Raw genomic sequence first — 26,600 nt, forward strand, 5'->3', positions numbered from 1 at the left:
CGTCATCATTTCCATCATATTTCGCTTGTGTTTCCTTTTTGCTTAATGATAATCACTATCACTCACATTTACCTGTCTTTGCAAAAGTTGACGGCGTTTCACGTTTAAGGGTGTTTGCATGTTTGTTCCTTTTCTCATCATGTTGCGCGAAGGGCTGGAAGCGGCGCTGATTGTCAGCCTGATTGCCAGCTATCTGAAACGTACCCAGCGCGGTCGCTGGATTGGGGTTATGTGGATTGGCGTGATTCTGGCCGCCGCGTTGTGCTTAGGTTTAGGCATCTTTATTAACGAAACCACCGGCGAGTTCCCGCAAAAAGAGCAGGAGCTGTTTGAAGGGCTGGTGGCCGTGGTGGCGGTCGTGATTCTGACGTGGATGGTGTTCTGGATGCGCAAAGTGTCGCGCAACGTCAAACAGCAGCTCGAGCAAGCGGTGGATAACGCGTTGCAGAAGGGCAACAACCACGGTTGGGCGCTGATTATGATGGTCTTTTTCGCCGTGGCGCGCGAAGGGCTGGAATCGGTCTTCTTCCTGCTGGCGGCTTTCCAGCAGGATCTCGGCATTTGGCCGCCGTTAGGCGCGATGCTGGGACTGGCGACAGCGATAGTACTGGGCTTTCTGCTCTACTGGGGCGGAATTCGCCTTAACCTTGGCGTCTTCTTCCGCTGGACCAGCCTCTTTATTCTGCTGGTGGCCGCCGGGCTGGCTGCGGGAGCCATTCGCGCGTTCCACGAGGCTGGCCTGTGGAACGCCTTCCAGGACGTCGCCTTTGATCTTAGCGGCACCCTGACCACGCATTCGCTTTTTGGCACCCTGCTGGAAGGCATCTTTGGTTATCAGGAAGCGCCGAGCGTTAGCGAAGTGGCGGTCTATTTCCTGTATCTGATTCCGGCGCTGGCGCTGTTCTTCTGGCCGCCGCGCGTAACGACTTCAACATCACGTATCGCCCCATAAGGCTGATAACGGTTGCTTAGTGACAACATACTTTTGAAAGGGATGGACCATGACCAAGAACTTCCGCCGCAGCGCGTTGCAGTTGGGTATTGCTGCACTTTTCTCATCCGCTTTTATGGGGCAGGCTGCGGATATTCCGCAGGTTAAAGTCACCGTCAATGACAAGCAGTGCGAACCGATGTCCATCACCGTGAACGCCGGTAAAACCCAGTTTATCATTCAGAACCACAGCCAGAAGGCGCTGGAGTGGGAGATTCTCAAAGGGGTGATGGTGGTGGAAGAGCGCGAAAATATCGCGCCGGGCTTCACCCAGAAGATGACCGCCAACCTGCAGCCGGGCGAATATGACATGACCTGCGGCCTGCTGACGAACCCGAAAGGCAAGCTGATCGTTAAAGGCGAAGCCACCAAAGACGCGGCGAAGACCAACGCGCTGTTGAGCCTCAACGACGCCATCACCGCCTATAAAACCTATGTGACGGCGGAAACCGCCGCGCTGGTGCAGGGCACCAAAGCCTTTACCGATGCGGTGAAAGCGGGCGATATCGAAAAAGCGAAATCCCTGTATGCGCCGACGCGTCAGCACTACGAGCGTATTGAGCCGATCGCTGAACTGTTCTCCGACCTTGACGGCAGCATTGATGCCCGTGAAGACGATTACGAGCAGAAAGCGGCGGATCCGAAATTCACCGGTTTCCACCGCCTGGAAAAAGCGCTGTTTGGCGATAACAGCACCAAAGGGATGGAGCACTATGCCGACCAACTGAACAGCGATGTGCTGGAGCTGCAAAAACGCATCGACGAGCTGGCCTTCCCGCCTTCAAAAGTGGTGGGCGGCGCGGCAGGCCTGATTGAGGAAGTGGCGGCGAGCAAAATCAGCGGTGAAGAAGATCGCTACAGCCACACCGATCTGTGGGACTTCCAGGCCAATATCGATGGCGCGCAGAAGATTGTCGACCTGCTGCGTCCGCAGCTGCAAAAAGAAAACAGTGCGCTGCTGGCAAAAGTTGACGCTAACTTCAAGAAAGTGGACGGTATCCTCGGCAAATATCGCACCAAAGATGGTTTTGAGACCTACGATAAGCTGACCGATGCGGACCGTAATGCGCTGAAAGGGCCGATCACCACGCTGGCGGAAGATCTGGCGCAGCTGCGTGGGATTCTGGGACTGGACTAAGTACGATGGCAAAGCACTCCGCAGACGAACTGAATGAACCTTCACGTCGTCGTTTATTAAAAGGGATCGGCGCGCTGGGTGGCGCGCTGGCGATTTCCGGCGGTTGCCCGGTGGCGCATGCGGCGAAGGCCAGCGACGCGCCGGTGGCTAATAGCCGCATGGAGACGCAGCCGTTTTACGGCGAGCATCAGGCGGGCGTGCTGACGCCACAGCAGGCGTCGATGATGCTGGTGGCGTTTGATGTGCTGGCGGCGGATAAGGCCGATCTTGAGCGCCTGTTCCGTCTGCTGACCGACCGTATTGCCTTTCTCACGAAGGGCGGCCCCGCGCCGGATACGCCGAACCCGCGACTGCCGCCGATGGATTCTGGCATTCTTGGGGCATTTATCGCCCCGGATAACCTGACCATGACGGTGTCGGTCGGACATTCACTGTTTGATAGCCGTTTTGGCCTGGCCGATAAAGCGCCGAAGAAGCTGCAAAAAATGGTCCGCTTCCCCAACGATTCGCTGGACGCGGCGCTGTGCCATGGCGATCTGTTGCTGCAGATTTGTGCCAACACGCAGGACACGGTGATCCATGCGTTGCGCGATATTATCAAGCACACGCCGGATCTGCTGAGCGTGCGCTGGAAGCGGGAAGGGTTTATCTCTGACCACGCCGCGCGCAGCAAGGGTAAAGAGACGCCGGTGAACCTGCTGGGCTTTAAGGACGGTACCGCTAACCCGGACAGCCACGATAAGCCGCTGATGGATGAGGTGGTGTGGGTGACCGACGATCAGGATGAGCCCGCGTGGGCAAAGGGCGGTTCGTATCAGGCGGTGCGTATCATCCAGTTCCACGTTGAGTTCTGGGATCGCACGCCGCTCAAAGAGCAGCAGACGATCTTTGGCCGCGACAAGCACAGCGGCGCGCCGCTGGGGATGCGTAACGAGCACGATGTGCCGGATTATAGCCGCGATCCGAACGGTGAGGTGATTGCGCTGGACAGCCATATTCGTCTCGCTAACCCGCGTACGAAAGAGACGCAGTCGAGCCTGATGATGCGCCGTGGCTACAGCTATTCACTGGGGGTCACGAACTCGGGTCAGCTGGATATGGGGCTGCTGTTTGTCTGCTATCAGCACGATCTGGAGAAAGGTTTTCTGACGGTGCAGAAGCGTTTGAACGGTGAAGCGCTGGAGGAGTACGTGAAGCCGATTGGCGGCGGGTATTTCTTTGTGCTGCCGGGCGTGGCGTCGGAGCAGAGCTATCTGGGGAGTACGTTGCTCGGTGCGTGATATTGCTTTGTAGGCTTTGATGTCTGAGGTATCCCCCAGATACAGTATTAGCACAATGTTCTCCCTCTCCCCACAGGGGAGAGGGGACAGTGCTGTCAGTGCGTTTGCCCCTTTTCTTTCTCTGCAGTACCAAAATATCGCCAAAAATCAGTCCTTTTTTTCCATTTTTTCCCTGATTGATATAAAACTGTCATATAAGTGTCAGATGCTATCTCTGTTATCTATCGTTGAGTTTGTGTAAATATTATGTTGCATCTTTGGTTGATTTAGATGTAATAATAAATAAAGCGGTAGTTTCCGTTTCACTATGGAGATCGCGAATGGTAGCGTCCTTGACTGGACTCAACAGACCAACAGCCCGCACCATCCAGCGCGGAGGCCCCATCTCCGGCAGCGATTTCGTCACCTCAAATTTTCTCCTGTATCAAATTCAACTCGCAGTTCCCGACCCGATGCGCGGTGCGCGTAGCCGTGCGTTGGCGTCATTTCGACAGGCAGTTGCTATGGCTTACAAGGAAGCCAAACCTCAGACGTTCGTGCGCATAATCGCGCTGCTGTTAGCGCGTGTGATGTAAACTAACAACTCAAGGTGCTATCCATGGGAAGACAAAAAGCAGTGATCAAAGCTCGTCGCGAAGCAAAACGTGTGCTGAGACGGGATTCACGCAGTCATAAACAACGTGAAGAAGAATCGGTCACCTCGCTTGTGCAGATGAGTGGTGTGGAAGCGATAGGCATGGCGCGGGATACCCGTGACCACTCGCCGATTGCGGCCCGCAATGACGCTCAGGCCCACTACCTGAATGCTATCGAGAGTAAGCAGCTGATCTTCGCCACCGGCGAAGCGGGCTGCGGCAAGACCTGGATCAGCGCGGCGAAAGCCGCGGAGGCGCTCATCCACAAGGACGTTGAGAAGATTATCGTGACGCGCCCCGTTCTTCAGGCCGATGAAGACCTGGGGTTCCTGCCCGGCGACATCTCGGAGAAATTCGCCCCGTATTTCCGCCCCGTCTACGACGTGCTGGTGAAACGACTGGGTGCCTCCTTTATGCAATATTGCCTGCGCCCGGAAATTGGTAAGGTAGAGATCGCGCCGTTCGCCTATATGCGCGGACGAACATTTGAAAATGCGGTGGTGATTCTGGACGAGGCCCAGAACGTCACGGCGGCACAAATGAAGATGTTTTTAACCCGCCTCGGGGAGAACGTTACGGTTATCGTCAACGGGGATATCACCCAGTGTGACTTGCCGCGCGGCGTGCAGTCTGGTCTTAGCGATGCGCTGGAGCGTTTTGAAGAAGATGAGATGATTGGGATCGTTCGATTCACCAAAGAGGATTGCGTACGTTCGGCGCTATGCCAGCGTACGCTGAAAGCCTACTACTAACCGTTGTCACGTCTGCAAAGCCCGGGAAACCGGGCTTTGTTGTTTGTGGCTGTTGCAAATGCGACAGCCGTGGCGCCAGCCAGTTGCATTTCACACCGCGCATTGCACCCCATACTCTCTAATTCATTGAAATGTATGACCATCGTGGCTGGCACAAAGCTTGCTATCAACAGATATAACTTAACAGCGTAAAGACACAATAATTCATTCCATAAAGGGATATGTACAAATATCAAGCGGATAATTGTGTTGGCACGCGCAGATAATATCGAAGAGAAGATGCTATGCCAGTAACCCAGGATACCCCAGACTATATTCAACTCCCTCCTCATGCTTATCGCATTACCAGCGATGAGGAAGCCATCAGTATTGCCCATGAAATTGCCGCGTATTTGCAGCCTGGCGCCGCAGAGCGCGATCTCAGCGGCGTCGTGCCGCCAGAGGTGGTAAACACTTTTTCCAACAGTGGGCTGTGGGGCATCACCATACCGCGTGAATATGGCGGTGCGGAGGTGTCGGCGGCCACGCTGGCGACGGTCATCGCTATTATCTCCGCGGCGGATCCGGCGCTGGGGCAAATCCCGCAAAACCATTACTGCCTGCTGGAAGATATTCGGCTACAGGGCAGCGACGAACAGCGACGCTATTTCTTTGAACTGGCGCTCAGCGGCCACCGCTTTGCCAACGCGCTGTCGGAAACCGGCGGCAAGACGGTGCAGGACATTCAGACCCGCTTGACCCGTACGGCAGATGGGCTGCGCATCAACGGACGTAAAGGTTACTGCACGGGTTCTTTGTATGCGCACTGGCTGGGCGTGCTGGCGTTGGACGAAGAGGGGCTAGCGCAACTGGCGTTTGTGCCGCGTCGTACGCCGGGGCTGACGGTGGTTAACGACTGGGCATGTCTGGGGCAACGCACAACCTCGAGCGGCACGGTGCTGGTCGACAATCTGCCGGTTGAGCCGTTCAATCTGATTGCGAGCTGGAAGTCGTACGACACGCCAACCCTGGCCGGGCCGTTTGCGCAGCTGACGACGGCGGCGATTGACGCCGGAATTGCCCGTGCGGCGCTGAACGACACTGTCAGTTTTGTGAATCAATTTGCGCGTCCGTGGATTGATGCCGGCGTGGAACGCGCGGGCGACGATCCGTTGACCATTTACCAGATTGGCGTGCTCGACAGCCGCATTGCCGCTGCGGAAGCGTTGCTGGAGCAGGCCGGGAAGGTACTGGATCGCTATAAACATCATTTGAGCGAAGAGACGGTGGCGCTGGCTTCGCTCGCCGTGGCGCGCGCCAAAATCTTTACCACCGAAGCCGCGCTGGAGGCCGCCTCAAGGCTGTTTGAGCTAGGGGGAACGCGCTCAACCCATCCCCGCTACAACTTCGACCGCCACTGGCGTAATGGTCGCGTACATACGCTGCACGACCCGGTGCGCTGGAAATACCACCTGCTTGGCAACTGGGTGCTCAACGGCAAGGCTCCGGCGCGTCACGACTGGAACTAGGAGAGAGAATGCTCGCTTTTCTTGCTGAGATTGACTGGCGGGATGTGGCCGAAGCCGGAATCGATACGTTAACCATGCTGGGCTGGGCGCTCGGCTTCACGATTCTGATAGGTTTGCCGTTAGGCATCCTGCTGTATCTGACCGGACAGCCGCGCCTGCTGTATGCGCCCTTGCTGCACCGCGTGCTGTCGTTGCTGGTGAACATAATGCGGTCGCTGCCATTCATTATTTTGCTGATTGTGATGATCCCGTTCACCACGCTGATTACCGGCACGTCGCTGGGCGTTCAGGGCACGATACCGCCGCTGGTGGCGGGCTGCGCACCGTTCTTTGCGCGGCTGGTTGAGACCTCGCTACGCGAGGTCGATCACGGGCTGGTGGAAGCCAACTGGGCGATGGGCGGCAATACCTGGCAGCTCATTTGGCACACGCTGTTGCCGGAATCACGTTCGGGTTTGATTGCCGCGGTGACCGTCACGGCGATTGTGCTGGTGGATTACACCTCCATGGCGGGGGTGATTGGCGGCGGCGGGCTGGGTGACCTCGCCATTCGCTTTGGCTATCAGCGTTTTCAGACAGATGTCATGGCGGTCACGGTCGTGCTGCTGATTGCGTTGGTGCAGATATTACAAATGAGCGGCGACCGTCTGGTGCGCCGCATGAGCCGAAAATAACGATACCGACAGGGTGAAACGATGAAAAAAACTGTGATTGCCGGTCTGCTGGCGCTGTTTTCCTTTTCTGCCGCCGCAAATGAAACGCTGGTGGTCGGCGCGACGCCGGTGCCGCACGCCGAAATTCTGGAGTTTGTGAAGCCGACGCTGGCAAAAGAGGGCGTTGATTTGCAGGTGAAAGTCTTTAACGACTTTATCCAGCCGAATCAGCAGCTGGCGGAAAAAAATCTGGATGCCAACTACTACCAGTACCGCCCGTTCCTCGATGATTACAACAAGAACCGCCACACCAATCTGGTCCCGGTGGTCGGCGTGCATATCGAGCCGTTTGGCGCTTATTCCACCAAATACAAAAGCCTGAGTGAACTGCCGGAGGGGGCGACGATCGCCATTCCGAATGACCCGGTCAATACCGGGCGAGCGCTGGTGCTGCTGAGCGAGGCGGGGCTGATCACGTTAAAGCATCCGGAGGATCCGCAATCGACCCAGAAGGATATCACCGCCAACCCGCACCACTTCAAGATTCGCCCGCTGGAAGGCGCTATGCTGGCCCGGGCGGTGAGTCAGGTGGATCTGGCGTTTATTTTCGCTAATTACGCGCTGGAAGCCGGTATTGATACTGATAAAGCGCTGATCGTCGAAAAGGGCAAAAGCCTGTATATCGAATACCTCGTCGCGCGCCCGGATAACATTAACGATCCCGGTATTCAGAAACTGGCCAAAGCGCTGAACTCCGATGCGGTTCGCCAGTTCATTCTGACGAAGTATCAGGGAAAAATTGCCCCCGGTTTTTAGGAGAGTGGCTATGACGCAACATCCGCATATTCGCCTGCAGGGCATCAGTAAAGCCTACGCCAACGGCGTGCAGGCGCTGGACGATATTCATCTGGATATCCATGCCGGAGAGGTGTTCGGCATTATCGGACGCAGCGGCGCGGGGAAATCGACGCTGTTGCGCTTGTTTAACCGTCTGGAAACCGCCGATTGCGGCGAGATTGCCATTCATGGGGTGCCGATGAGCGGCGGTGGGCGGGGACAACTGCGGGATCTGCGCCGTCGCGTGGCGATGATCTTTCAGCATTTCAATCTGATGTCGACGAAGACGGTGGCGGAGAACGTCGAGCTGCCGCTGAGAATGGCCGGGGTTCCTGCCGCCGAGCGTCGCCGCAGGGTGGACGATATGTTGCGCCTGGTCGGGCTGGAGGTCCTGCGTGACAGCTGGCCCGCGCGGTTGTCGGGCGGGCAAAAGCAGCGCACCGGTATAGCCCGCGCGCTGGTTACTCAGCCGGAGATCCTGCTGTGCGACGAGGCGACTTCAGCGCTTGACCCGGAGAACACGCTGGCGGTGCTGAGTTTACTCAAAGAGATTAACCAGCGGCTGGGGCTGACCATTATCCTCATCACCCATGAAATGGATGTGATTCGCACGCTCTGCGATCGCGTCGCGGTGCTGGAAAAGGGGCGTGTAATCGAACAAGGCGAGGTATGGCGCGTCTTTGGCGACCCGCAGCACGAGGTGACCCGTGGGATGCTGCAAACGTTGCATCATGGGCGGGAGGAGAATCGCGAATTATTAACCACAGGGCAGCAGCTGGTGACGCTGCATTTTAACGGCGTGAATGGGCGGGAACCGGATTTACAGCAAATTGCGAGCGTATTGGGCGGTCGCTCACAGCTGGTGTACAGCAGTTGTGAAGCGATACAGGGACGGATCGTCGGGCAGCTGCGCATCCGCGTTGATACTCCGCTTAAGGCGGAATCGCTGCGCCTGGCGGCCCAGGTCGCGGATAGCGTGGCGGTGGGATAGCCTGGTTACAGGAGGCATCTTCCCGTAGGCATGCAACATGCGAAAAAAAAGCCCGTACTTGCGTACGAGCTCTTTCTCGAATATGGCGGTGAGGGGGGGATTCGAACCCCCGATACGTTGCCGTATACACACTTTCCAGGCGTGCTCCTTCAGCCACTCGGACACCTCACCATATTGTCTTCCCAGCATCGCTGGGACGAGCGCTAATGTAGGGAAAAGGGCCGTCAGCGTCAATAAACTTTTTCGAAAAATCGTGCGTTTAGACAAACTTCAAGCAAATTGCTTCTTAAACATTCATAAATCGTCTTTTTTGCGATCACCCCTGCATTTTTCCGGACGGGTATCCGAAATTTGTTATTCTGTGAAACCACAAAAATAATCGAAAACCGCGCCTGGTTGACGCGAATACGGGCGCTCTGAGCAGGAGTCACTATGGAGATCATCTTTTATCACCCGACGTTTGATACCCCTTACTGGATTGCTGAGCTAAGCAAAAAGCTACCCGGCGCGCGTATTCGCGGCTGGGAGCGCGGGGACAATGCGCCGGCAGATTACGCGCTGGTGTGGCATCCACCGGTCGAGATGTTACAAGGCCGTGCGCTGAAGGCGGTGTTTGCGCTGGGGGCGGGAGTGGATTCCATCCTCAGCAAACTGAAGGCCAATCCGGAAATGCTGCCCCAGTCGATTCCGTTGTTCCGCCTGGAAGACACTGGCATGGGTATCCAGATGCAGGAATATGCGGTAAGCCAGGTGCTGCACTGGTTCCGCCGCTTTGATGATTATCAGGCATTGCAGCGGGAGTCTACGTGGCAACCGTTGGCCGACTATACCCATGACGAATTTACCATTGGGATCATGGGGGCAGGCGTTCTGGGGTCGAAAGTGGCAGAGAGCCTGCTGGCGTGGGGCTTCCCGGTGCGCGTCTGGAGCCGCAGCCGCAAAAGCTGGCCACAGGTGACCAGTTTCGCCGGAGATGCTGAACTGGGCGATTTTTTACGCGGTACGCGGGTGCTGATTAATCTGCTGCCAAACACGGCGGAAACCGTGGGTATTATCAATGCCTCCTTACTGGAACAGCTGCAAGACAACAGCTATGTTCTGAACCTCGCCCGTGGCGTCCACGTGGTGGAGAACGACCTGCTGGCGGCTCTCGATAGCGGTAAACTCAAAGCCGCCATGCTCGACGTGTTCAGCCGTGAACCGCTACCGAAAGAGAGCCCGCTATGGCTTCATCCACGCGTCACCATGACGCCGCACGTGGCTGCTGTGACGCGTCCACAGGAGGCGATTGCCTATATTGCTCAGACCATTACCCAGCTTGAACGTGGCGAAACGCCGAGCGGGCAGGTCGAGCGGGTGCGTGGCTATTGATGCGTCAGGCTAATAAACGCAAGGCTTTCCTGCTATCCTTGGCTTATCACGAGAGAGGAGAAAGTGATGTATCCTGTTGACTTACATATGCACACCGTTGCCAGCACGCACGCATACAGTACGCTGCATGACTATATTGCAGAGGCGAAACGTAAAGGGATTAAACTCTTCGCCATTACCGACCATGGCCCGGACATGGCTGATGCGCCGCACTACTGGCACTTTGTGAATATGCGTATCTGGCCGCGAATTGTAGAGGGCGTCGGTATCCTGCGCGGTATCGAGGCCAATATCAAAAATATTGCGGGAGAAATCGACTGTACCGGGCCGATGTTAACCTCGCTCGACTTTATCATCGCCGGTTTCCACGAGCCGGTCTTTGCTCCGCAGGACAAAGAGACGCATACCCAGGCGATGATCGCCGCGATGGCGAGCGGTAATGTGCACATGATCTCCCATCCTGGTAATCCGAAGTTCCCGGTGGATATTCCGGCAATTGCCGCCGCCGCTGCGAAATATCAGGTGGCGTTGGAGATCAACAACTCCTCGTTTGTCAGCTCGCGCGTTGGCAGCGAACAAAACTGCCAGGCGATAGCCGCTGCGGTTCGCGATGCGGGCGGCTGGCTGGCTCTGGGCTCAGACTCGCACACCGCGTTTACGCTGGGCGAGTTTACCGAATGCCAGAAGATCCTTGATGCCGTTGATTTCCCACAGGATCGGATCCTTAACGTCACCCCACGACGTTTCCTGAATTTCCTTGAATCGCGCGGGATGCCGTCGATTCCTGAATTTGCTGATTTTTAATGACTAACTGGAATAACTGAATGAACGAGTTTTCAATCCTCTGCCGCGCGCTGGGTTCCCTGTATTATCGTCAGCCGCAGGATCCTCTGCTGGTGCCGCTGTTTACCCTGATCCGGGAAGGCAAGCTGGCGGCACACTGGCCGCTGGAGCAGGATGAACTGCTGGCTCGTCTGCAAAAGAGCTGCGATATTCAGCAGATTGCTGCCGACTACAACGCGCTGTTCGTGGGTGAAGAGTGTCGCGTTCCGCCAGTGCGCAGCGCATGGGTTGAAGGGGCGAGCGAAGCAGAAGTGCGCACCTTCCTGACCAGCAACGGTATGCCGCTGGGCGAGGGTCCGGCGGATCAGATGGGGACGCTGTTGCTGGCGGCTTCCTGGCTGGAAGATAACGTTGAAGAGGATAGCGACGCGCTCGAAACGCTGTTTGCTGAGTATCTGCTGCCGTGGTTTGAAACGTTTCTCGGTAAAGTGGAAGCCCATGCGACGACCGCCTTCTGGCGTACTATGGCGCCGATGACGCGCGAAGCGATAGCGGCGATGTGGGATGAACTGCAGGAAGAAGATGAGGAGTGATTTAAGTCACATCTTTAGTGCAAATGAAATGTACATGATGAGAATAACGTGCTCGTGATCTCATCATAAAGCCGAGCATCTGCTAAGATGCTCGCTATGAACGTTATTTTAGCTATCGCAATCACGACAGGCATTCTCTCCGGTATCTGGGGATGGGTAGCCGTATCGCTGGGTTTATTAAGCTGGGCCGGTTTTCTTGGCTGTACGGCCTATTTCGCCTGTCCGCAGGGCGGGTTGAAAGGGCTGGTTATTTCAGCCTGTACCACCATGAGCGGTGTTATCTGGGCGCTGGTGATTATCTATGGCAGCGCGCTGGCGCCGCATCTGGAGATCGTCAGCTACGTGATGACCGGGGTGGTGGCCTTTTTGATGTGCATACAGTCAAAACAGCTGCTGCTGTCTTTCGTTCCCGGCACCTTTATCGGCGCTTGTGCGACGTTTGCAGGGCAGGGGGACTGGCGAGCGGTAGTCCCTTCGCTATTGGTCGGTCTGTTGTTTGGCTATGCCATGAAAAACAGCGGCCTGTGGCTGGCGAGCCGTAAAGCAGAGAGTAAACAGACAAAAGAATCGGCGCTGTAATGGCGTTGAGAGGACAAAACGGCGGGGGGATTCATCCTCCCGCCGTTTTTTTGTGCCCGTAGCTAATGTTTAAAATTGTCGTTGGCCCAGGAAACGGCCTGCGTGCGATTCTTGACGTCAATTTTCTTAAACAGATGATACAGATGCGTTTTTACCGTACTTTCGCTGATAAATAGCGCGCGGGCTATCTCAATATTGGACGCGCCGATCCTCAACTTATTCAGGATCTCTTTTTCCCGATAGGTAAGGATAGTGCTTTCTAAGTTGTCATAGCGATAGTTGCCGGCATGCATGATCAGGTAGCTGGCGAGCTTGCGCGAAAAATAACACTCACCCTCCATAACCTTCTGCAAACCTTTCACCAGAAAAGGTTCTTCATCATGCGCATAGAAAATACCGCTAATGTGCGGCCACACCTCGATATCCGGGTAAGAGTACTCTTCGGGTGTGTTGAACAGGAGTAGCTTTACGCCATTGCTGAGTTTGCACAGCTCTTCCTGCCAGGCTTTTATAAGACGTTTATCCGTTTCCATCATATCGAAAAGGATAATGCCTGAGCTTAAGTTCTCAATGCTAACGAGATGAATGTTGATGATTTTAACATCCATCTTAAGTAGTTTCCTTAAGTTCTGGGACAACGCGCATGACTGCAGCGATGGTCTGGTGATTAAGGAAAGCGTCTGGTTAGTAAAGGTGAGCTCTTTTGCCATGATGAGTCCCCAATATCGTTTTCACAGCAGGCAAGTATTATAAATCATCAATTTAAGTGCTGCTGAAATGTGATTGCTGTGTGGTTGGTATGCTTAAAATAATAAAATAAGAATCAACACTGCTTAATTTAAAATTTAGACGCTGGTAATCCTAAAGCAAGAAATAATCATGAAACATAATGTAAAAATAAATTTCAAAATGTAAATGTAGTATTTTTATTAAGTTTTTAACATGAAATCTTAATGATCATACATATGTGATTTTTTACCATTAACTTATTAAATATCATTATGATCGGTAAGTTGGTGAGGGTAATGATAAGAACTCAATGACACATTTGTATGATGAATTTATGTGGCCTTTATCTCTTTTCAAACTTTAGTCGAATCGGCTTTTTTATAACGTACTGTTTTGCGTAAACCTTATTCATAGCGAGTGTTGATGGCGGGTTTAATACTAAAGGTTGACTTATTCAAAAATAAATCAACCTTTGAACTGAGATCGTCATACCAAGCTGATATGCATACTCATCCGTATAGCATCGAGTCACTCAGTATTTCGGTGCAGTGAACATTACGTCTCTTTCTCTCGGTATCACTGACGCGGCAAGGCGGTTAATCTTCAAAAATCATGATGAAATAGAATTATCCAGATAAATGGTAAATATCAGCCACTATGGTTTTATCTGAAACCGGTAGAGAAGATATTTTTTGACCATGAAAACAATTCGCAATTTTCTTTATAGATTGCGCTGGATCTCTGTCGACTCATTTTATATCGCCGCATATCAATATTCCAGTTATCCGCCATAACTGATTGAAGTAAATGGCATTATCTATTTTTAATTATCACTCATACCTCCAGAACGTTATGTAATTTAATTAACGGGTGTCGTGATTATCACCAGCTCTATTTTGTTTTTATTACAAAATAATCGATTTTTACGGCAATAGCACACAGCACTTTATAACGCGTGAAAGGGTTAATCATGAAAATGAAGCAACTCGCCATCATTGTGGCGCTCACCGTTTTATACCCTGCAACGACTATATATGCCGTAGCTGCAGGTGGTAATGACAATAGCGGTGGAAATGGCAATAGCGGCCAAAACGCAAATAACCAAGGCAATGGCAATGGTAACAACGGGAATGGTAACGGCAATGGAGGCGGCGGCAACGGAAGCGGCAATAACGGCAACGGCAATGCTAACGGTAATGGCGGCGGCGGTGATAACGGCGGCGGTCAGGGTGGCGGCGACGGTGGTGGCGGTGGTAACGGCGGCGGTAACGGCGGCGGTAACGGCGGCGGCCAGGGTGGCGGCGGTGGTCAGGGTGGCGGTGGCCAGGGAGGCGGTAACGGCGGCGGTCAGGGCGGCGGCGACGGTGGTGGCGGTGGTCAGGGTGGCGGTAACGGTGGCGGCCAGGGTGGCGGCGGTGGTCAGGGCGGCGGTAACGGCGGTGGCCAGGGAGGCGGTGGCCAGGGAGGCGGTAACGGCGGCGGTCAGGGAGGCGGTAACGGCGGCGGTCAGGGAGGCGGTAACGGCGGCGGTCAGGGAGGCGGTAACGGCGGCGGTCAGGGAGGCGGCAACGGTGGTGGCCAGGGCGGTGGCAATGGCGGCGGTCAGGGCGGCGGCAACGGCGGTGGCCAGGGAGGCGGTAACGGCGGCGGCCAGGGTGGCGGTAACGGCGGCGGCCAGGGTGGCGGTAACGGCGGTGGCCAGGGTGGCGGCAACGGTGGTGGCGACGGCGGCGGCAATGGCGGCGGTCAGGGCGGCGGCAATGGCGGCAGCAATGGCGGCGGTAACGGTGGTGGCGACGGTGGCGGCAACGGCGGCGGTCAGGGTGGCGGCAACGGCGGCGGTCAGGGCGGCGGCAATGGAGGCGGTCAGGGCGGCGGCAACGGTGGCGGTCAGGGCGGCGGCAACGGTGGCGGCCAGGGTGGCGGCAACGGAGGCGGCAATGGCGGCGGTCAGGGAGGCGGCAACGGCGGCGGTCAGGGCGGCGGCAACGGCGGTGGCCAGGGTGGCGGTCACGGTGGCGGCTGGGGTGATGGTCATGGAGGTGGTCAGGGCCATAACCCGTTTGGTGGTCATGGCAACCATGGCGGTAATGGTGGCGGTCACGGCGGCGGCTGGGGTGATGGTCATGGAGGTGGTCAGGGCCATAACCCGTTTGGTGGTCATGGCAACCATGGCGGTAATGGTGGCGGTCACGGCGGCGGCTGGGGTGATGGTAACGGAGGCGGCCAGGGCCATAACCCGTTTGGCGGTCATGGAAATCATGGCGGTGGCGGTAACCACGGCGGTGGCGGTAACCATGGCGGTGGCGACAACCACGGAGGTGGCGGTAACCATGGCGGTGGCGGTAATCACGGCGGTGGCGGTAACAACGGCGGTGGCGGTAACAACGGCGGTGGCGGCAACAACGGCGGTGGCGGCAACAACGGCGGTGGCGGTAACAACGGCGGTGGCGGCAACAACGGCGGTGGCGGCAACAACATCGGTGGCGGCAACAACATCGGTGGCGGTAGCAACAACGTCAGTGGTCGTAGCAACGGCGGTGGTTCAGGCATAACCGCGACAACCGTTCGCGGCGGACAAGCGGGTAATAACAACTCGGATAACAACAGTTCTCGATCGTCTAAGTGCAACCAGCCTGGGGCGATTGGCTGTAACTTCCGCTAATCAGGTCAAATGTTAGTCGGGAGATACCGATATACGTTTATTCTCCAGAAGGCCGTAGCCGGTGTGCTGCGGCCTTTTTATGTTTGAGAGTCGTTATAAAGAATGCACTGACACTGCCGATAATGAAGCTAACTATATAAATTTTCTATGTAAAACGGAGTTGCAAAAGTCTTAATGTAAGCATAATGTGAGAAAAATGTTTACATTTAGAGTGCTCGCTTCGAATTGCAGATCCTGGACGCAACGTCTTCATGGAAGATCTCAAATTATCGGAGAGTTACCATGCAAACATTCCCGCGATTTTTCACTGCTATCATCTCCTCGCTTGCCTTTTTCTGTTTCAGCGCGCTGGCCGCAAACAGTGGTGTGATCCACTTTCGTGGGCAGATCGTCGAGCCGCCCTGTGATTACCAACCTTCGCCGACCAAAATGAGCGTGAACTGTTATCAGGACGGTAAGAATCATGTTCAGACAGTATCAATGAAATCCCTGCTACAGGGGCAGCAGTTCGTCAATGACAAGAGCACCGCCACGCTGCACTGGCTAAATACGGATAAAAATGCAGCGATCCTCACCGTACAGTACAAATAGCCCGAAACGAAATGACGGGGCGTGTTGTTTATGGTAGGCAGTTTTAGTTGGCCACTTCATTTTCGATCTGGTTGATAGCAAGAGAGCTAACCCTGTTCACAACATAACTGAGCTATGTCGTGAAAGCTGGAGATGGGTGATAACAGCATAACAACTAAAGCCAGCCTCAGGGCTGGCTTTCTCTTCATCTAACCTGTCCACAATCACTGTAAGTTAAATTCATCATTGCATGTAGATGGCTTGCTACTTCAAACGGGAGAGTAAAAAGGATGATTTTGGACTCCGATAAAGAAACGTTGACATTTTCTCATCATCAATATGAGCAATTACAGCAAGGGTATGAAGTAACATCAAATTATTTTATTCATCATTGGGTTCATCTCGGACTACAGGTGGTGAATCGAGTACAAATACATTTCTCAAAAAATCATCCCGTCACTTTTTAATCTCATGGCATGTAGCATCTGATACAGAATTAGTTACCCTCTGAACCCATCCCCATCCAGACATTTTATTCCCATCAAAATCTAGCTCAAAATCAGTAGCATTACCATCAGTGAAATGCGTCGCAGTTGTTTTATTCGATGAGAAATAACATTCTGCATCAGGTTTTACTTCTGGCTTATCATCACACCCAATCAAGGCAAATAGGCATAGTATCGCAAAGATCTTTTTCATTTTATTCACTATCCACTACACAATCAACGCCCATCAATGAACGCTGTTTACCACTGACTTTTATGACCATCTGAATTCCAGAATATGTCTCACCATCTTTGATGTAGATTAATTGATTACTGGCTTCACTTGTTTCAATCAATCCTGTTCTCATTTGCATCTTATCCCCTTCCTTCCACTTGTCATTACGTACAGGGCTAGTTTGAAAATCAAAATTCACTCCATGCATTTTAATCATCATTAAATTTCCATTTTCAAGGAATTCTAATGGATACTTAGAAACACCCTGAGAGGTAATTTCACCAGTGTTAAGAATTGAATCTTCGACAATTACTTTGTCACAATGACCTATAGCCATTACATTAAATACAGATGCTAATAAAGTTAAACCTAACACAATCTTTTTCATTTAAACCACCATCAATATTGAAAAATAAAAATAAGGATATTTCATTGTATTTTTTTCTGAACATAATTTACCGTGTAGTACAGGATCTATGCAATAACCCTGCACATTAAACCTTTTCATTAGCATGAAAGGAAATAGATTTCTTACTTATAAGTTGACTATCCATGATTGCAAATGTATTCACAGATAGCCACTAATGTTAAAGAGTGGTTATCTATCTTTTGTTAGACAGGCATAGTAAATCAATTCCTTTATAGTAGAACGTGAGATAGATAAGTAAATCAAGATTGTTCATTAGTTCATCAAGTTTGCAATGAAAGTGCTTACCCTCCAGATTTGATGTAGTAGCACCGTTATACTTTTGCTCACGCTCAGCAGCATCTATAGCGATGAACGATCTTGAGAAAGCCTTGTCTACGCCTTTACTACGTAACTGAACCTGAAACGAGATAGTGCCTTATGCACTGGCTCTTTCTTTGATATTGGTACTCGCTATATGAGTTATTCCTAAGAGGTACTTTACACAAGTAGTAGTGTTGTTGCTAAGGAAAACCTATTTCAATCAGATTCTTATAGGTTTAAAACTACGGCTATGGTAGATAATCGATTCGTCTTAGTAAGAGGATAGTGAGCATGACCGAACGAATTCAGGTGCAGCAGGGGGATATCACCCGCCTTGAGGTGGATGTTATCGTCAATGCCGCCAATCCTTCACTGATGGGGGGCGGTGGCGTGGATGGCGCAATCCATCGCGCCGCCGGGCCGTCATTACAGGAGGCTTGCGCCGTTGTTCGCCAGCAGCAGGGCACCTGTCCGACCGGACATGCGGTGATCACCCACGCGGGAAACCTGAAAGTAAAAGCTGTCATTCATACTGTCGGGCCGGTCTGGCAGGGCGGGGGAGAACAGGAAGCCTCGCTCTTGCAGCAGGCGTACCACAACAGTTTGCAGTTGGCGCTGGATAATGGCTATCGCACGCTGGCCTTTCCGGCGATTTCAACCGGGGCCTACGGCTATCCTCATCGTGAGGCCGCGGAAATTGCCATCAGTACGGTGGCGGCGTTTCTGACTCGCCGTAGCCTGCCGGAAATCGTCTTTTTCGTCTGCTTCGATGACGAAACCACGCGTTTATATCAGGAAATACTTGGCCAGACGCGGATCCCCGCGCTGGCCAACGACGCCAACACCTAGTGGCCGGCCGTCTGCGGTTTAGGTGCTTTTTGCTGTGGTTTGCCGGAAAACAGGAAACGCAGCAGGGGAATACGCAGATGAATTTCGTACAACACCAACGCACAGCCCACGACAAAAACCAACCCGGTCAGGAAGCCGAGCGTATTTGAGCTAATGCTCGGCATAATCCAGGCGCCGAAGAACAGCGTCAGCGGGTGGTGCACCAGATAGATAAATAAGGAAGCATTGACGAAATAGGTGACGCGTGCGGACTGGAAGTTCAGCATACGGTGGCCGAATGAGAACACCACGTTCACCATCCACACGCCTAATACCATCGTAATCACATATTCCGTTTCATACATCCATGCATCGCCAGAACCGTAGTGCTGATTCAGTCGATAGGCGATAAACCCGAACAGGGCTGCCACGATGCACCACGGTGAAGGGGTGGTGAACAGCGTTTTTAACTTCGGATGAATAAAGGCCAGCGCGCCGAGAATAAAGAAGGGCACGTAAAACAGCGTCTGCATGACTACGAAGTTAAACAGGCCATCACTCAGTATCGGCGGGTAGATAAGGAATAGCGTCCGACGGATAGCGGCGTAAACCACCCCGAGCAGCAGGAACATGAGCGTAAGTTTGCCCATGGTCATGTTGTCGAAGAGATCGGCCCGACGACGCATCTGGCGGCGGCGCATCTGGTGAAAGACCAGAATGCCGAGAGTCGTCAGCACCACCAGAACGAGCAGGAACCACAGGTGCGACACCAGTTCCCAGGCCAGCGTATTATATTTTTCGTAAAACGACAGCGTATGCCAGGTTTCCGTCTTACCCTTAACGTATTGCAGCATCAGGAATTGCGGTAGCGTGAGCAGCGGAATGGCGGTTAGCATCGGAATACCCACGCGCTCAACGCGAACCTTCCACCATTTTTTGATGGGATAGCGCAAAAAGAGCATGTAGGAAAAGTAGCCGGAGATAACAAAGAACACCTGCATGCGAAATGCGTGCACAAAATCATTAAAAAGCGTCAGCCACCATGACGGCGTCGGGCTATTCATATGCCAGGTGTGGGTAGAATACAGGAGCGAAATGTGAAAAGGGATCCCCAGCAACATTAGCCAGGCCCGAATCGAGTCGAGAAAATATTCACGCTGTGCGGGTTTGTTATTCATAGGGTTAGGTACGATTCTCAGACTAATCGCCTTACAGACTAAGACGAGAAAGTTTACATTCGTTGGCAACCCTACACGAACTCTGGTTACCTGTCTCCAGGATAAGCACGCAAAGTGCAAAGCACAGTCGACGGTTGCTTAATACCTAAGCCACCGGGCTGAACAATATGGGGATTATGTTGTCGGATTGCTTGAATTTCCAGTAAAATGGATCGGATCGATTTAAGCACACAAAGGGGGAAGTGCTTAGTTATATGAAACAGAAACCACAGATGATGAAACTGCGTTGGTTAGGCGCAGCCGTAATGTTGTCCCTGTGTACTTCATCTGCATGGGCATTCACTATTGATGACGTTGCAAAGCAGGCTAAGTCGCTGGCGGATAAAAGCTATGAAGCGCCGAAAAGCAACCTGCCTTCCGTCTTCCGCGATATGAAATATGCGGACTACCAGCAAATCCAGTTCAACCACGATAAGGCATACTGGAGCAACATTAAGACCCCGTTTAAGCTCGAATTCTACCACCAGGGTATGTATTTCGACACGCCGGTGACCATTAATGAAGTCACGGCGACCTCCGTGCGGAAAATTAAGTACAGCCCGGACTACTTCACGTTCGGCGACGTTAAGCATGACAAAGACACCGTGAAGGATCTTGGCTTTGCAGGCTTCAAAGTGCTGTATCCGATCAACAGCAAAGATAAGAACGACGAGATCGTCAGCATGTTGGGTGCCAGCTACTTCCGCGTGCTCGGTCAGGGGCAGGTGTATGGCCTGTCTGCCCGCGGTCTGGCGATTGACACGGCGCTGCCGTCCGGTGAGGAGTTCCCTCGCTTCCGTGAATACTGGATCGAGCGTCCAAAAGCGACCGATAAGCGTCTGACTATCTATGCGCTGCTGGATTCCCCGCGTGCAACTGGCGCTTACCGCTTTGTGGTGATGCCGGGTCGCGATACCGTCGTCGACGTGCAGAGCAAAATTTATCTGCGCGACAAAGTGGGTAAACTGGGCGTTGCGCCGTTGACCAGTATGTTCCTGTTCGGGCCGACCCAACCTTCCGCCGCGACCAACTATCGCCCGGAACTGCACGATTCTAACGGTTTGTCTATCCACGCCGGCAACGACGAATGGATCTGGCGTCCTCTGAACAACCCGAAACATCTGGCCGTCAGCAGCTTCGCGACCGAAAATCCGCAGGGCTTTGGTCTGCTGCAGCGTGGCCGTCAGTTCTCTCGTTTTGAAGATCTGGATGACCGCTACGATCTGCGCCCAAGCGCCTGGATCACGCCGAAAGGCGATTGGGGCAAAGGCACCATTGAGCTGGTCGAGATCCCAACCAACGACGAAACCAACGATAACATCGTGGCTTACTGGACGCCGGATAAACTGCCGGAAGCCGGTAAAGAGATGAACTACAAGTACACCATCACCTTTACCCGTGACGAAGACAAACTGCATGCCACGGACAACGCGTACGTGATGCAGACTCGCCGTTCTACCGGCGATGTCAAACAGTCGAACCTGATTCGTCAGCCTGACGGTACCTTGGCGTTCATCGTCGACTTTACCGGTGCCGATATGCGTAAAATGCCGCAGGATACGCCGGTAACGGCGCAGACGAGCATTGGTGATAACGGTGAAATCGTTGAAAACAGCGTTCGCTATAACCCGGTGACCAAAGGTTGGCGTTTAACGCTGCGCGTGAAGGTGAAAGATCCGAAGAAAACCACTGAAATGCGCGCTGCGCTGGTCAACGCGGACCAAGCGCTGAGTGAAACCTGGAGCTATCAGCTGCCTGCAAATGAATAAGACAACGAAGTATATCGACGCACTGTCGCTTACGGATGCAGAAAAAGCGGCGCTCCCGGACACGACGCTGCGCGCCGTGCACGAAGCGCTGGATGACGAGCATCAGACAATTGCACGCGATGACGACACGCCGTTGGCGTCTGTCAAAGCGCGTCTGAAAGAGAGCTGGCCAGATTCTCTGGGCGGCGATCAGCTCATCAAAGACGAGGAAGGGCGCACGCAGCTGCAGGCGATGCCGAAAGCTACGCGTTCTTCTATGTTCCCGGACCCATGGCGTACCAACCCGGTTGGTCGCTTCTGGGATCGTCTGCGTGGCCGCGATGTCACTCCGCGCTACCTGTCTCGTCTGACCAAAGAAGAGCAGGAACGTGAAGCGAAATGGCGTACGGTGGGTTCCTTACGCCGTTACACGCTGCTGATTCTGACGCTGGCGCAGACCGTGGTCGCGACCTGGTATATGAAGACCATCCTGCCGTATCAGGGCTGGGCGCTGATTAACCCGGCCGATATGGTCGGGCAGAATCTGTGGGTCTCCTTTATGCAGCTGCTGCCGTATCTGCTGCAAACCGGGATCCTGATCCTCTTTGCCGTCCTGTTCTGCTGGGTCTCCGCCGGTTTCTGGACCGCATTGATGGGCTTCCTGCAACTGCTAATTGGCCGCGACAAGTACAGCATTTCTGCGTCTACCGTGGGCGATGAGCCGCTGAATCCGGAACACCGGACGGCGCTGATTATGCCTATTTGTAACGAAGACGTGTCCCGCGTATTCGCCGGTTTGCGTGCGACCTGGGAGTCAGTGAAAGCCACTGGTCAGCAGAAGCACTTTGACGTTTACATCCTCAGCGACAGCTACAATCCGGACATCTGCGTAGCAGAGCAAAAAGCCTGGATGGAGCTGATTGCCGAGGTGCAGGGTGAAGGGCAGATCTTCTATCGTCGTCGTCGTCGTCGCGTGAAGCGTAAAAGCGGCAACATCGATGACTTCTGCCGACGCTGGGGTAATCAGTACAGCTATATGGTTGTGCTGGATGCCGACTCGGTGATGTCCGGCGACTGCCTGACCAACCTGGTGCGCCTGATGGAAGCGAACCCGAATGCCGGGATCATCCAGTCTTCGCCGCGCGCCTCCGGTATGGACACGCTGTACGCCCGCTGCCAGCAGTTTGCAACCCGCGTTTACGGCCCGCTGTTTACCGCCGGTCTGCACTTCTGGCAGTTAGGTGAATCGCACTACTGGGGCCACAACGCCATCATCCGCGTGAAGCCGTTTATCGAGCACTGTGCGCTGGCGCCGCTGCCGGGTGACGGTAACTTCGCCGGGTCGATTCTGTCGCACGACTTCGTTGAAGCCGCGCTGATGCGTCGTGCCGGGTGGGGCGTGTGGATTGCCTACGATCTGCCGGGCTCATATGAAGAATTGCCACCGAACCTGCTGGATGAACTGAAGCGTGACCGTCGCTGGTGTCAGGGTAACCTGATGAACTTCCGACTGTTCCTGGTAAAAGGGATGCACCCGGTTCACCGTGCGGTGTTCCTCACCGGTGTGATGTCCTATCTCTCCGCGCCGCTGTGGTTTATGTTCCTGGCCCTGTCGACCGCGCTGCAGGTAGTGCATGCGCTAACCGAGCCACAGTACTTCCTGCAGCCGCGTCAGCTGTTCCCGGTCTGGCCGCAGTGGCGTCCTGAGCTGGCGATCGCGCTGTTTGCCTCGACCATGGTGCTGCTGTTCCTGCCGAAACTGCTGAGTATCATTCTCGTGTGGTGCAAAGGCTCGAAAGAGTATGGCGGCTTTGTACGTGTGACGGTCTCCCTGCTGTTGGAGGTGCTGTTCTCCGTGCTGCTGGCACCGGTGCGTATGCTGTTCCACACCGTATTCGTGGTCAGCGCGTTCCTGGGCTGGGAAGTGGTCTGGAACTCGCCGCAGCGTGATGATGACTCCACGCCGTGGAGTGAAGCCTTTATGCGTCACGGTTCTCAGCTGCTGCTGGGCCTGGTGTGGGCTGTCGGCATGGCGTGGCTGGATCTGCGCTTCCTGTTCTGGCTGGCGCCGATTGTGTTCTCGCTGATTCTGTCGCCGTTCGTGTCGGTGATCTCCAGCCGCTCGACCGTGGGTCTGCGCACCAAACGCTGGAAGCTGTTCCTGATTCCGGAAGAGTACAGCACGCCGAAGGTTCTGGCTGATACCGAAGCGTATCTGGAACAGAACCGCGCACGCGTGCTGGACGACGGCTTTATGCATGCGGTGTTTAATCCGTCGTTTAACGCCCTGGCAACGGCGATGGCAACCGCGCGTCACCGTGCGAGCCATGTGCTGGAGATCGCCCGCGATCGCCACGTTGAACAGGCGCTGAACGAAACGCCGGATAAGCTGAACCGCGATCGTCGTCTGGTGCTGCTGAGCGACCCGGTCACCCTGTCGCGTCTGCACTACCGCGTCTGGGCCGCGCCGGAGAGATATTCCTCCTGGGTGGCTGAGTACGATAAGCTGACGCTGAATCCGCAGGCGTTAAAAGCCAAATAACCCGGAGCGTCCCCGGTCGAGGTGGAACCCCGCCGGGGAAGGTCAGGGGAGATATTTGCCGTAAGGAAATACCGGCCATCCAGCCGGTATTTTTTTGTCTGTAACAATGAGGAAGAACAACGTGATACGAATGTTACTGGTTGTCGTCATGACGATAGTGCTGAGCGGATGCGGCAGCATTATCAGTAGAACGATTCCCGGACAGGGCCATGGAAACCAGTATTATCCGGGCGTAAAGTGGGATTTGCGCGATTCCGCCTGGCGCTATGTCACCATTATCGATCTACCGTTCTCGCTGGTGTTCGACACCCTGTTGCTGCCGATTGACGCCAGCCACGGGCCTTATGAGTAACTAGCGCTCATCCCATTCATCGGCAGCGGTCTGGCCCTCTTCGGTATCGAGAGAGGGCTCCAGCTGATACTCGCCTTCATCCCACTCGTGTAGCGTATTCTCTTCTACCCACTCCTGACGAAGCTCAATCTCGTCAAAGTCACCGTCAAACACGCTCTGCGCGGCTTCGCCGCTGAGCATTGGCAGACATTCGCCTTCTTCATCCTCATCGGCGAAGAACTCGGCCTGCCACATGATGTCACCGTCCTGTAAAACGTACTTTTGCATATTGAACTGCTGTACGTCCGCTTCGCTCTCCTCCAGACCGGGATTCTCGGCGAGAAAAGTTTCACGTGCCGCATCAATAGCTTCTTCAAGGGTGTTGTAAAATACATTATCACGTGATGTCATACTATCTCCCTGATTGCGTGAGTAGTTCTGCTTAACTAAAACATATAGGTGGTGAGTTGAAAACTGTCAAAGCGTACATTTATTCACGAGTCTCAAGTCTGCAACAGGTTGATTTATTTGGGATTAATCGACAGATCAATACTGTCATGGATTTCCTGGATTCAGCGAAACTTCCAGATGAACTTGGCTATCAATTAGATCCTAATAACTATGAAGTTTTAGAGTCTGATAAAGGTTTGAGCGGCTATAAAGGTGTTAACTGGACTAAGGGATCTCTTGGCAAATTTAAAGAGAGAGTAGCTAGTGGTGAAATCACGGAAGGTTGTCTGTTGTTAGAAAGTGTTGATAGATTTGGGCGTCTAGAAGGCTATGATGCCGTTGGCAATTTCATGTTTCTGATAACACGCAATATTGACATTATCGAGGTTGAAACTGGTCAGATCTATAGCTACAAACTAGAGCACAAATTATCTATGCTCTCAACTAGCATAGAACGTGCGTATCAAGAATCTAAACGAAAATCTAGAATTAGTAAAAAGTCATGGCAAAACCGTAAAAGTGTAGCTGTAGAAAAAAAAGGTGTATTGAATAACAATACACCTGATTGGTTAGCGTTAAGTGATGATAAACAGTCGTACAATATTGATTATGAACAGGTTACTCTGATAACCCGAATGTTCAATTTATATGCATCTGGTGTAGGTGTGACAGATATTGTTAAAACACTGAATTCTGAAGGTTATAAGAATAATGGCAGAAACTGGAATACAGTAACGCTATACAACAAACTACGTGATAGACGGTTGAATGGTTATTTGGTAGGAAAGTACAAAACTATACCTAAAAAAGATAATGAAAGTACGGCTGAAACAGAACAGCGAGTTCTATCAAATAAAAAGGCAAAGGAAGAGGCTAATATTAATGCGATTAGAATTTATCCAATTGTCATTGAGGACGAATTATTTTCAAAAGTCCAAATACTAATGGATAAGAATGTACAAGGACGTAAGCCGAAAAGTACTACATCAAAACAGAGAAATCTTTTTAACGGTATATCAAAGTGTATGTACTGCGGAAGTCCGATGATTGTACAGGCTATGTCAAAAGGGGGACAATATTTGCGTTGTTACCGGGAACGGTCAAAAAATGGAATATGTGAATCTAAACTTATACGCTATGTTGAAACAGAACGATTTCTGTTAAATTACATACAAGGATTAAATTTAGAATTAATCTTTGAACCGGATGATGCAGAGAACAATAATATCGATGCACTTCAAAATCAACTAGTAACAGTCAATGCAAAAATAGATGAATTGAACGGTAACATGAAAAATGCAGTAGATGAGGATGATTTAATCCTACTACTAAGTTTTAAACGTAAGCGTGTGGCTGAACGAGATGAATTAATAACGAAGATCAACCTTTTAGAAAATGAAGATAGTGTTTTAACACTTAATTATAACTATGATGTTGAAGAGATATGTAATCACGACAATAGTACATTAAGAAGAAAAACCAACATTCATATTGGCAAGATTATCAAGGCTATCAAATGCGGTCGTTATGATTATGGTGAAGAGGTTAGATATATCTTTGATATTGCATACCATAAAGATATTTTGAGACATGTATTGATAACTGATAATAGATGTAATCTGGTAACAAATATTTCTATCAGGAAAAAGGGAGAGTGTACAGTCTACATGACTCCTAGTTTTAAACTTATAGTTAATGATAGCAACGTAGAACATGATGATGCAGTAGTTCTAGAACATGAAAAGACAATTAATGATCCAAGTATACCTACTATGATCACTACTGAAGAACCGCTTAACCTAATAGATTACAGCCTACTCATGAACTATGTAGATGGAGTGGAAGGGGCAGAGAAAGTTGGTTCATGGTTAAGGGATAATCAAATATCCCTATTTTCGTGAGAACTATATATATATATATATATATATATATGAAAAGGCCGCATTATGCGGCTTTTTT

Annotated in this window: 26 protein-coding genes and 1 tRNA gene; 20 read left to right on the plus strand and 7 right to left on the minus strand. The window is 52.6% G+C overall.

The annotated features are described in order from the left end of the window. Positions 1–118: 118 nt before the first annotated feature. The 9 genes from efeU (at position 119) to K7B04_RS14325 (ending at position 8,785) form a co-directional block, all read left to right on the plus strand. Positions 119–952 carry an iron uptake transporter permease EfeU gene (gene efeU, locus K7B04_RS14285; protein WP_065356260.1) on the plus strand — a complete coding sequence of 278 codons (834 nt, stop codon included), beginning with the start codon at positions 119–121 and terminating at the stop codon, positions 950–952. A 49-nt stretch (positions 953–1,001) separates the two neighbouring features. Further along, complete coding sequence (gene efeO, locus K7B04_RS14290) at positions 1,002–2,129, plus strand: iron uptake system protein EfeO (RefSeq protein ID WP_223802310.1); 1,128 nt, start codon at positions 1,002–1,004, stop codon at positions 2,127–2,129. Between the two features lie 5 nt (positions 2,130–2,134). Further along, a complete protein-coding gene (efeB, locus tag K7B04_RS14295) occupies positions 2,135–3,409 on the plus strand; it encodes an iron uptake transporter deferrochelatase/peroxidase subunit (RefSeq protein WP_223802311.1) in 1,275 nt (424 codons plus the stop codon). A gap of 320 nt (positions 3,410–3,729) precedes the next feature. Next, positions 3,730–3,984 carry a hypothetical protein gene (locus tag K7B04_RS14300; protein ID WP_223802312.1) on the plus strand — a complete coding sequence of 85 codons (255 nt, stop codon included), beginning with the start codon at positions 3,730–3,732 and terminating at the stop codon, positions 3,982–3,984. Between the two features lie 23 nt (positions 3,985–4,007). After that, positions 4,008–4,796 carry a phosphate starvation-inducible protein PhoH gene (phoH, locus tag K7B04_RS14305; RefSeq protein ID WP_064548999.1) on the plus strand — a complete coding sequence of 263 codons (789 nt, stop codon included), beginning with the start codon at positions 4,008–4,010 and terminating at the stop codon, positions 4,794–4,796. Positions 4,797–5,080: 284 nt separating this feature from the next. Next, complete coding sequence (locus K7B04_RS14310) at positions 5,081–6,304, plus strand: SfnB family sulfur acquisition oxidoreductase (RefSeq protein WP_223802313.1); 1,224 nt, start codon at positions 5,081–5,083, stop codon at positions 6,302–6,304. An 8-nt stretch (positions 6,305–6,312) separates the two neighbouring features. Continuing rightward, on the plus strand, positions 6,313–6,978 hold the full coding sequence (locus tag K7B04_RS14315) for a methionine ABC transporter permease (protein WP_167576212.1): 666 nt from the start codon (positions 6,313–6,315) through the stop codon (positions 6,976–6,978). A 21-nt stretch (positions 6,979–6,999) separates the two neighbouring features. Beyond that, on the plus strand, positions 7,000–7,773 hold the full coding sequence (locus K7B04_RS14320) for a MetQ/NlpA family ABC transporter substrate-binding protein (RefSeq protein ID WP_167576211.1): 774 nt from the start codon (positions 7,000–7,002) through the stop codon (positions 7,771–7,773). A 10-nt stretch (positions 7,774–7,783) separates the two neighbouring features. Further along, positions 7,784–8,785 carry a methionine ABC transporter ATP-binding protein gene (locus tag K7B04_RS14325; protein WP_223802314.1) on the plus strand — a complete coding sequence of 334 codons (1,002 nt, stop codon included), beginning with the start codon at positions 7,784–7,786 and terminating at the stop codon, positions 8,783–8,785. Between the two features lie 83 nt (positions 8,786–8,868). On the opposite strand, the gene K7B04_RS14330 is transcribed toward K7B04_RS14325, so the two are convergent. Then, positions 8,869–8,956 (minus strand) — tRNA-Ser (locus tag K7B04_RS14330). A 261-nt stretch (positions 8,957–9,217) separates the two neighbouring features. On the opposite strand from K7B04_RS14330, the gene ghrA reads away from it, so the two are divergent. From ghrA to K7B04_RS14350, 4 genes are all read left to right on the plus strand, one after another. Then, on the plus strand, positions 9,218–10,156 hold the full coding sequence (gene ghrA, locus K7B04_RS14335) for a glyoxylate/hydroxypyruvate reductase GhrA (RefSeq protein ID WP_223802315.1): 939 nt from the start codon (positions 9,218–9,220) through the stop codon (positions 10,154–10,156). Positions 10,157–10,222: 66 nt separating this feature from the next. Beyond that, entirely contained in the window at positions 10,223–10,960 is a 738-nt protein-coding gene (locus K7B04_RS14340; RefSeq protein WP_064549036.1) for a phosphatase, read from the plus strand. Between the two features lie 20 nt (positions 10,961–10,980). Next, a complete protein-coding gene (locus K7B04_RS14345; protein ID WP_223802316.1) occupies positions 10,981–11,532 on the plus strand; it encodes a molecular chaperone in 552 nt (183 codons plus the stop codon). A gap of 96 nt (positions 11,533–11,628) precedes the next feature. Continuing rightward, positions 11,629–12,111, plus strand: coding sequence for a DUF1097 domain-containing protein (locus K7B04_RS14350; protein WP_163449622.1), 483 nt, complete (start codon positions 11,629–11,631; stop codon positions 12,109–12,111). Positions 12,112–12,173: 62 nt separating this feature from the next. On the opposite strand, the gene csgD is transcribed toward K7B04_RS14350, so the two are convergent. Beyond that, complete coding sequence (gene csgD / locus K7B04_RS14355; RefSeq protein WP_223802317.1) at positions 12,174–12,821, minus strand: biofilm master transcriptional regulator CsgD; 648 nt, start codon at positions 12,819–12,821, stop codon at positions 12,174–12,176. A gap of 1,031 nt (positions 12,822–13,852) precedes the next feature. Further along, a complete protein-coding gene (locus K7B04_RS24525) occupies positions 13,853–15,094 on the minus strand; it encodes a hypothetical protein (protein ID WP_275957277.1) in 1,242 nt (413 codons plus the stop codon). On the opposite strand from K7B04_RS24525, the gene K7B04_RS24530 reads away from it, so the two are divergent. Continuing rightward, the gene (locus K7B04_RS24530) at positions 15,093–15,395 is read left to right on the plus strand and encodes a hypothetical protein (protein ID WP_223804223.1); all 303 of its coding nucleotides are present in this window, start codon (positions 15,093–15,095) and stop codon (positions 15,393–15,395) included. The two genes, K7B04_RS24525 and K7B04_RS24530, sit on opposite strands and share 2 nt — an antisense overlap. Positions 15,396–15,787: 392 nt before the next feature. Continuing rightward, complete coding sequence (locus tag K7B04_RS14385) at positions 15,788–16,096, plus strand: type 1 fimbrial protein (protein ID WP_163448135.1); 309 nt, start codon at positions 15,788–15,790, stop codon at positions 16,094–16,096. Between the two features lie 435 nt (positions 16,097–16,531). Here K7B04_RS14385 and K7B04_RS14390 read toward each other — a convergent pair whose 3' ends face one another. Then, entirely contained in the window at positions 16,532–16,774 is a 243-nt protein-coding gene (locus K7B04_RS14390) for a hypothetical protein (RefSeq protein ID WP_167576209.1), read from the minus strand. 1 nt (position 16,775) lies between these two features. Then, positions 16,776–17,183 (minus strand): hypothetical protein, encoded by a 408-nt coding sequence (locus K7B04_RS14395; RefSeq protein ID WP_223802318.1) that lies wholly within the window; start codon positions 17,181–17,183, stop codon positions 16,776–16,778. A gap of 633 nt (positions 17,184–17,816) precedes the next feature. On the opposite strand from K7B04_RS14395, the gene ymdB reads away from it, so the two are divergent. Continuing rightward, a complete protein-coding gene (gene ymdB, locus K7B04_RS14400; protein WP_163448132.1) occupies positions 17,817–18,374 on the plus strand; it encodes an O-acetyl-ADP-ribose deacetylase in 558 nt (185 codons plus the stop codon). Here the strand turns inward: ymdB and mdoC are convergent. After that, positions 18,371–19,531 carry a glucans biosynthesis protein MdoC gene (gene mdoC, locus K7B04_RS14405; protein ID WP_163448131.1) on the minus strand — a complete coding sequence of 387 codons (1,161 nt, stop codon included), beginning with the start codon at positions 19,529–19,531 and terminating at the stop codon, positions 18,371–18,373. The two genes, ymdB and mdoC, sit on opposite strands and share 4 nt — an antisense overlap. 272 nt (positions 19,532–19,803) lie before the next feature. On the opposite strand from mdoC, the gene mdoG reads away from it, so the two are divergent. From mdoG to K7B04_RS14420, 3 genes are all read left to right on the plus strand, one after another. Continuing rightward, positions 19,804–21,339: a glucans biosynthesis protein MdoG gene (gene mdoG, locus K7B04_RS14410; protein WP_223802319.1), complete on the plus strand. Its 1,536-nt coding sequence runs from the start codon at positions 19,804–19,806 to the stop codon at positions 21,337–21,339. Next, complete coding sequence (mdoH, locus tag K7B04_RS14415; protein ID WP_223802320.1) at positions 21,332–23,860, plus strand: glucans biosynthesis glucosyltransferase MdoH; 2,529 nt, start codon at positions 21,332–21,334, stop codon at positions 23,858–23,860. Before mdoG ends, mdoH begins: the two co-directional genes overlap by 8 nt. Before the next feature lie 124 nt (positions 23,861–23,984). Then, the gene (locus K7B04_RS14420; RefSeq protein WP_163448138.1) at positions 23,985–24,212 is read left to right on the plus strand and encodes a YceK/YidQ family lipoprotein; all 228 of its coding nucleotides are present in this window, start codon (positions 23,985–23,987) and stop codon (positions 24,210–24,212) included. Here K7B04_RS14420 and K7B04_RS14425 read toward each other — a convergent pair whose 3' ends face one another. Further along, entirely contained in the window at positions 24,213–24,602 is a 390-nt protein-coding gene (locus K7B04_RS14425; RefSeq protein ID WP_223802321.1) for a MysB family protein, read from the minus strand. Between the two features lie 56 nt (positions 24,603–24,658). Here K7B04_RS14425 and K7B04_RS14430 point away from each other — a divergent pair, with 56 nt between their 5' ends. Beyond that, positions 24,659–26,542 (plus strand): recombinase family protein, encoded by a 1,884-nt coding sequence (locus K7B04_RS14430; protein ID WP_223802322.1) that lies wholly within the window; start codon positions 24,659–24,661, stop codon positions 26,540–26,542. The last annotated feature ends 58 nt before the right edge of the window (positions 26,543–26,600 follow it).

This window comes from Kluyvera sp. CRP, from assembly GCF_019930565.1.
In the GTDB taxonomy this organism is placed as follows: Bacteria; Pseudomonadota; Gammaproteobacteria; order Enterobacterales; family Enterobacteriaceae; genus Kluyvera; species Kluyvera georgiana_A.

Excerpts from the sequence above, each read along its gene's own strand:
- K7B04_RS14425 (WP_223802321.1), bottom strand. The coding sequence starts at position 24,602 with ATGACATCACGTGATAATGTATTTTACAACACCCTTGAAGAAGCTATT.
- efeO (WP_223802310.1), top strand. The coding sequence starts at position 1,002 with ATGACCAAGAACTTCCGCCGCAGCGCGTTGCAGTTGGGTATTGCTGCA.
- K7B04_RS14395 (WP_223802318.1), bottom strand. The coding sequence starts at position 17,183 with ATGAAAAAGATTGTGTTAGGTTTAACTTTATTAGCATCTGTATTTAAT.
- efeB (WP_223802311.1), top strand. The coding sequence starts at position 2,135 with ATGGCAAAGCACTCCGCAGACGAACTGAATGAACCTTCACGTCGTCGT.
- efeU (WP_065356260.1), top strand. The coding sequence starts at position 119 with ATGTTTGTTCCTTTTCTCATCATGTTGCGCGAAGGGCTGGAAGCGGCG.
- ghrA (WP_223802315.1), top strand. The coding sequence starts at position 9,218 with ATGGAGATCATCTTTTATCACCCGACGTTTGATACCCCTTACTGGATT.
- mdoG (WP_223802319.1), top strand. The coding sequence starts at position 19,804 with ATGATGAAACTGCGTTGGTTAGGCGCAGCCGTAATGTTGTCCCTGTGT.
- K7B04_RS14300 (WP_223802312.1), top strand. The coding sequence starts at position 3,730 with ATGGTAGCGTCCTTGACTGGACTCAACAGACCAACAGCCCGCACCATC.
- K7B04_RS14320 (WP_167576211.1), top strand. The coding sequence starts at position 7,000 with ATGAAAAAAACTGTGATTGCCGGTCTGCTGGCGCTGTTTTCCTTTTCT.
- K7B04_RS14390 (WP_167576209.1), bottom strand. The coding sequence starts at position 16,774 with ATGAAAAAGATCTTTGCGATACTATGCCTATTTGCCTTGATTGGGTGT.
- csgD (WP_223802317.1), bottom strand. The coding sequence starts at position 12,821 with ATGGCAAAAGAGCTCACCTTTACTAACCAGACGCTTTCCTTAATCACC.
- mdoC (WP_163448131.1), bottom strand. The coding sequence starts at position 19,531 with ATGAATAACAAACCCGCACAGCGTGAATATTTTCTCGACTCGATTCGG.
- K7B04_RS24525 (WP_275957277.1), bottom strand. The coding sequence starts at position 15,094 with ATGACCGCCAAACGGGTTATGGCCCTGGCCGCCTCCGTTACCATCACC.
- phoH (WP_064548999.1), top strand. The coding sequence starts at position 4,008 with ATGGGAAGACAAAAAGCAGTGATCAAAGCTCGTCGCGAAGCAAAACGT.
- K7B04_RS14350 (WP_163449622.1), top strand. The coding sequence starts at position 11,629 with ATGAACGTTATTTTAGCTATCGCAATCACGACAGGCATTCTCTCCGGT.
- K7B04_RS24530 (WP_223804223.1), top strand. The coding sequence starts at position 15,093 with ATGGAAATCATGGCGGTGGCGGTAACCACGGCGGTGGCGGTAACCATG.
- K7B04_RS14325 (WP_223802314.1), top strand. The coding sequence starts at position 7,784 with ATGACGCAACATCCGCATATTCGCCTGCAGGGCATCAGTAAAGCCTAC.
- ymdB (WP_163448132.1), top strand. The coding sequence starts at position 17,817 with ATGACCGAACGAATTCAGGTGCAGCAGGGGGATATCACCCGCCTTGAG.
- K7B04_RS14315 (WP_167576212.1), top strand. The coding sequence starts at position 6,313 with ATGCTCGCTTTTCTTGCTGAGATTGACTGGCGGGATGTGGCCGAAGCC.
- K7B04_RS14310 (WP_223802313.1), top strand. The coding sequence starts at position 5,081 with ATGCCAGTAACCCAGGATACCCCAGACTATATTCAACTCCCTCCTCAT.
- K7B04_RS14345 (WP_223802316.1), top strand. The coding sequence starts at position 10,981 with ATGAACGAGTTTTCAATCCTCTGCCGCGCGCTGGGTTCCCTGTATTAT.
- K7B04_RS14340 (WP_064549036.1), top strand. The coding sequence starts at position 10,223 with ATGTATCCTGTTGACTTACATATGCACACCGTTGCCAGCACGCACGCA.
- K7B04_RS14385 (WP_163448135.1), top strand. The coding sequence starts at position 15,788 with ATGCAAACATTCCCGCGATTTTTCACTGCTATCATCTCCTCGCTTGCC.
- mdoH (WP_223802320.1), top strand. The coding sequence starts at position 21,332 with ATGAATAAGACAACGAAGTATATCGACGCACTGTCGCTTACGGATGCA.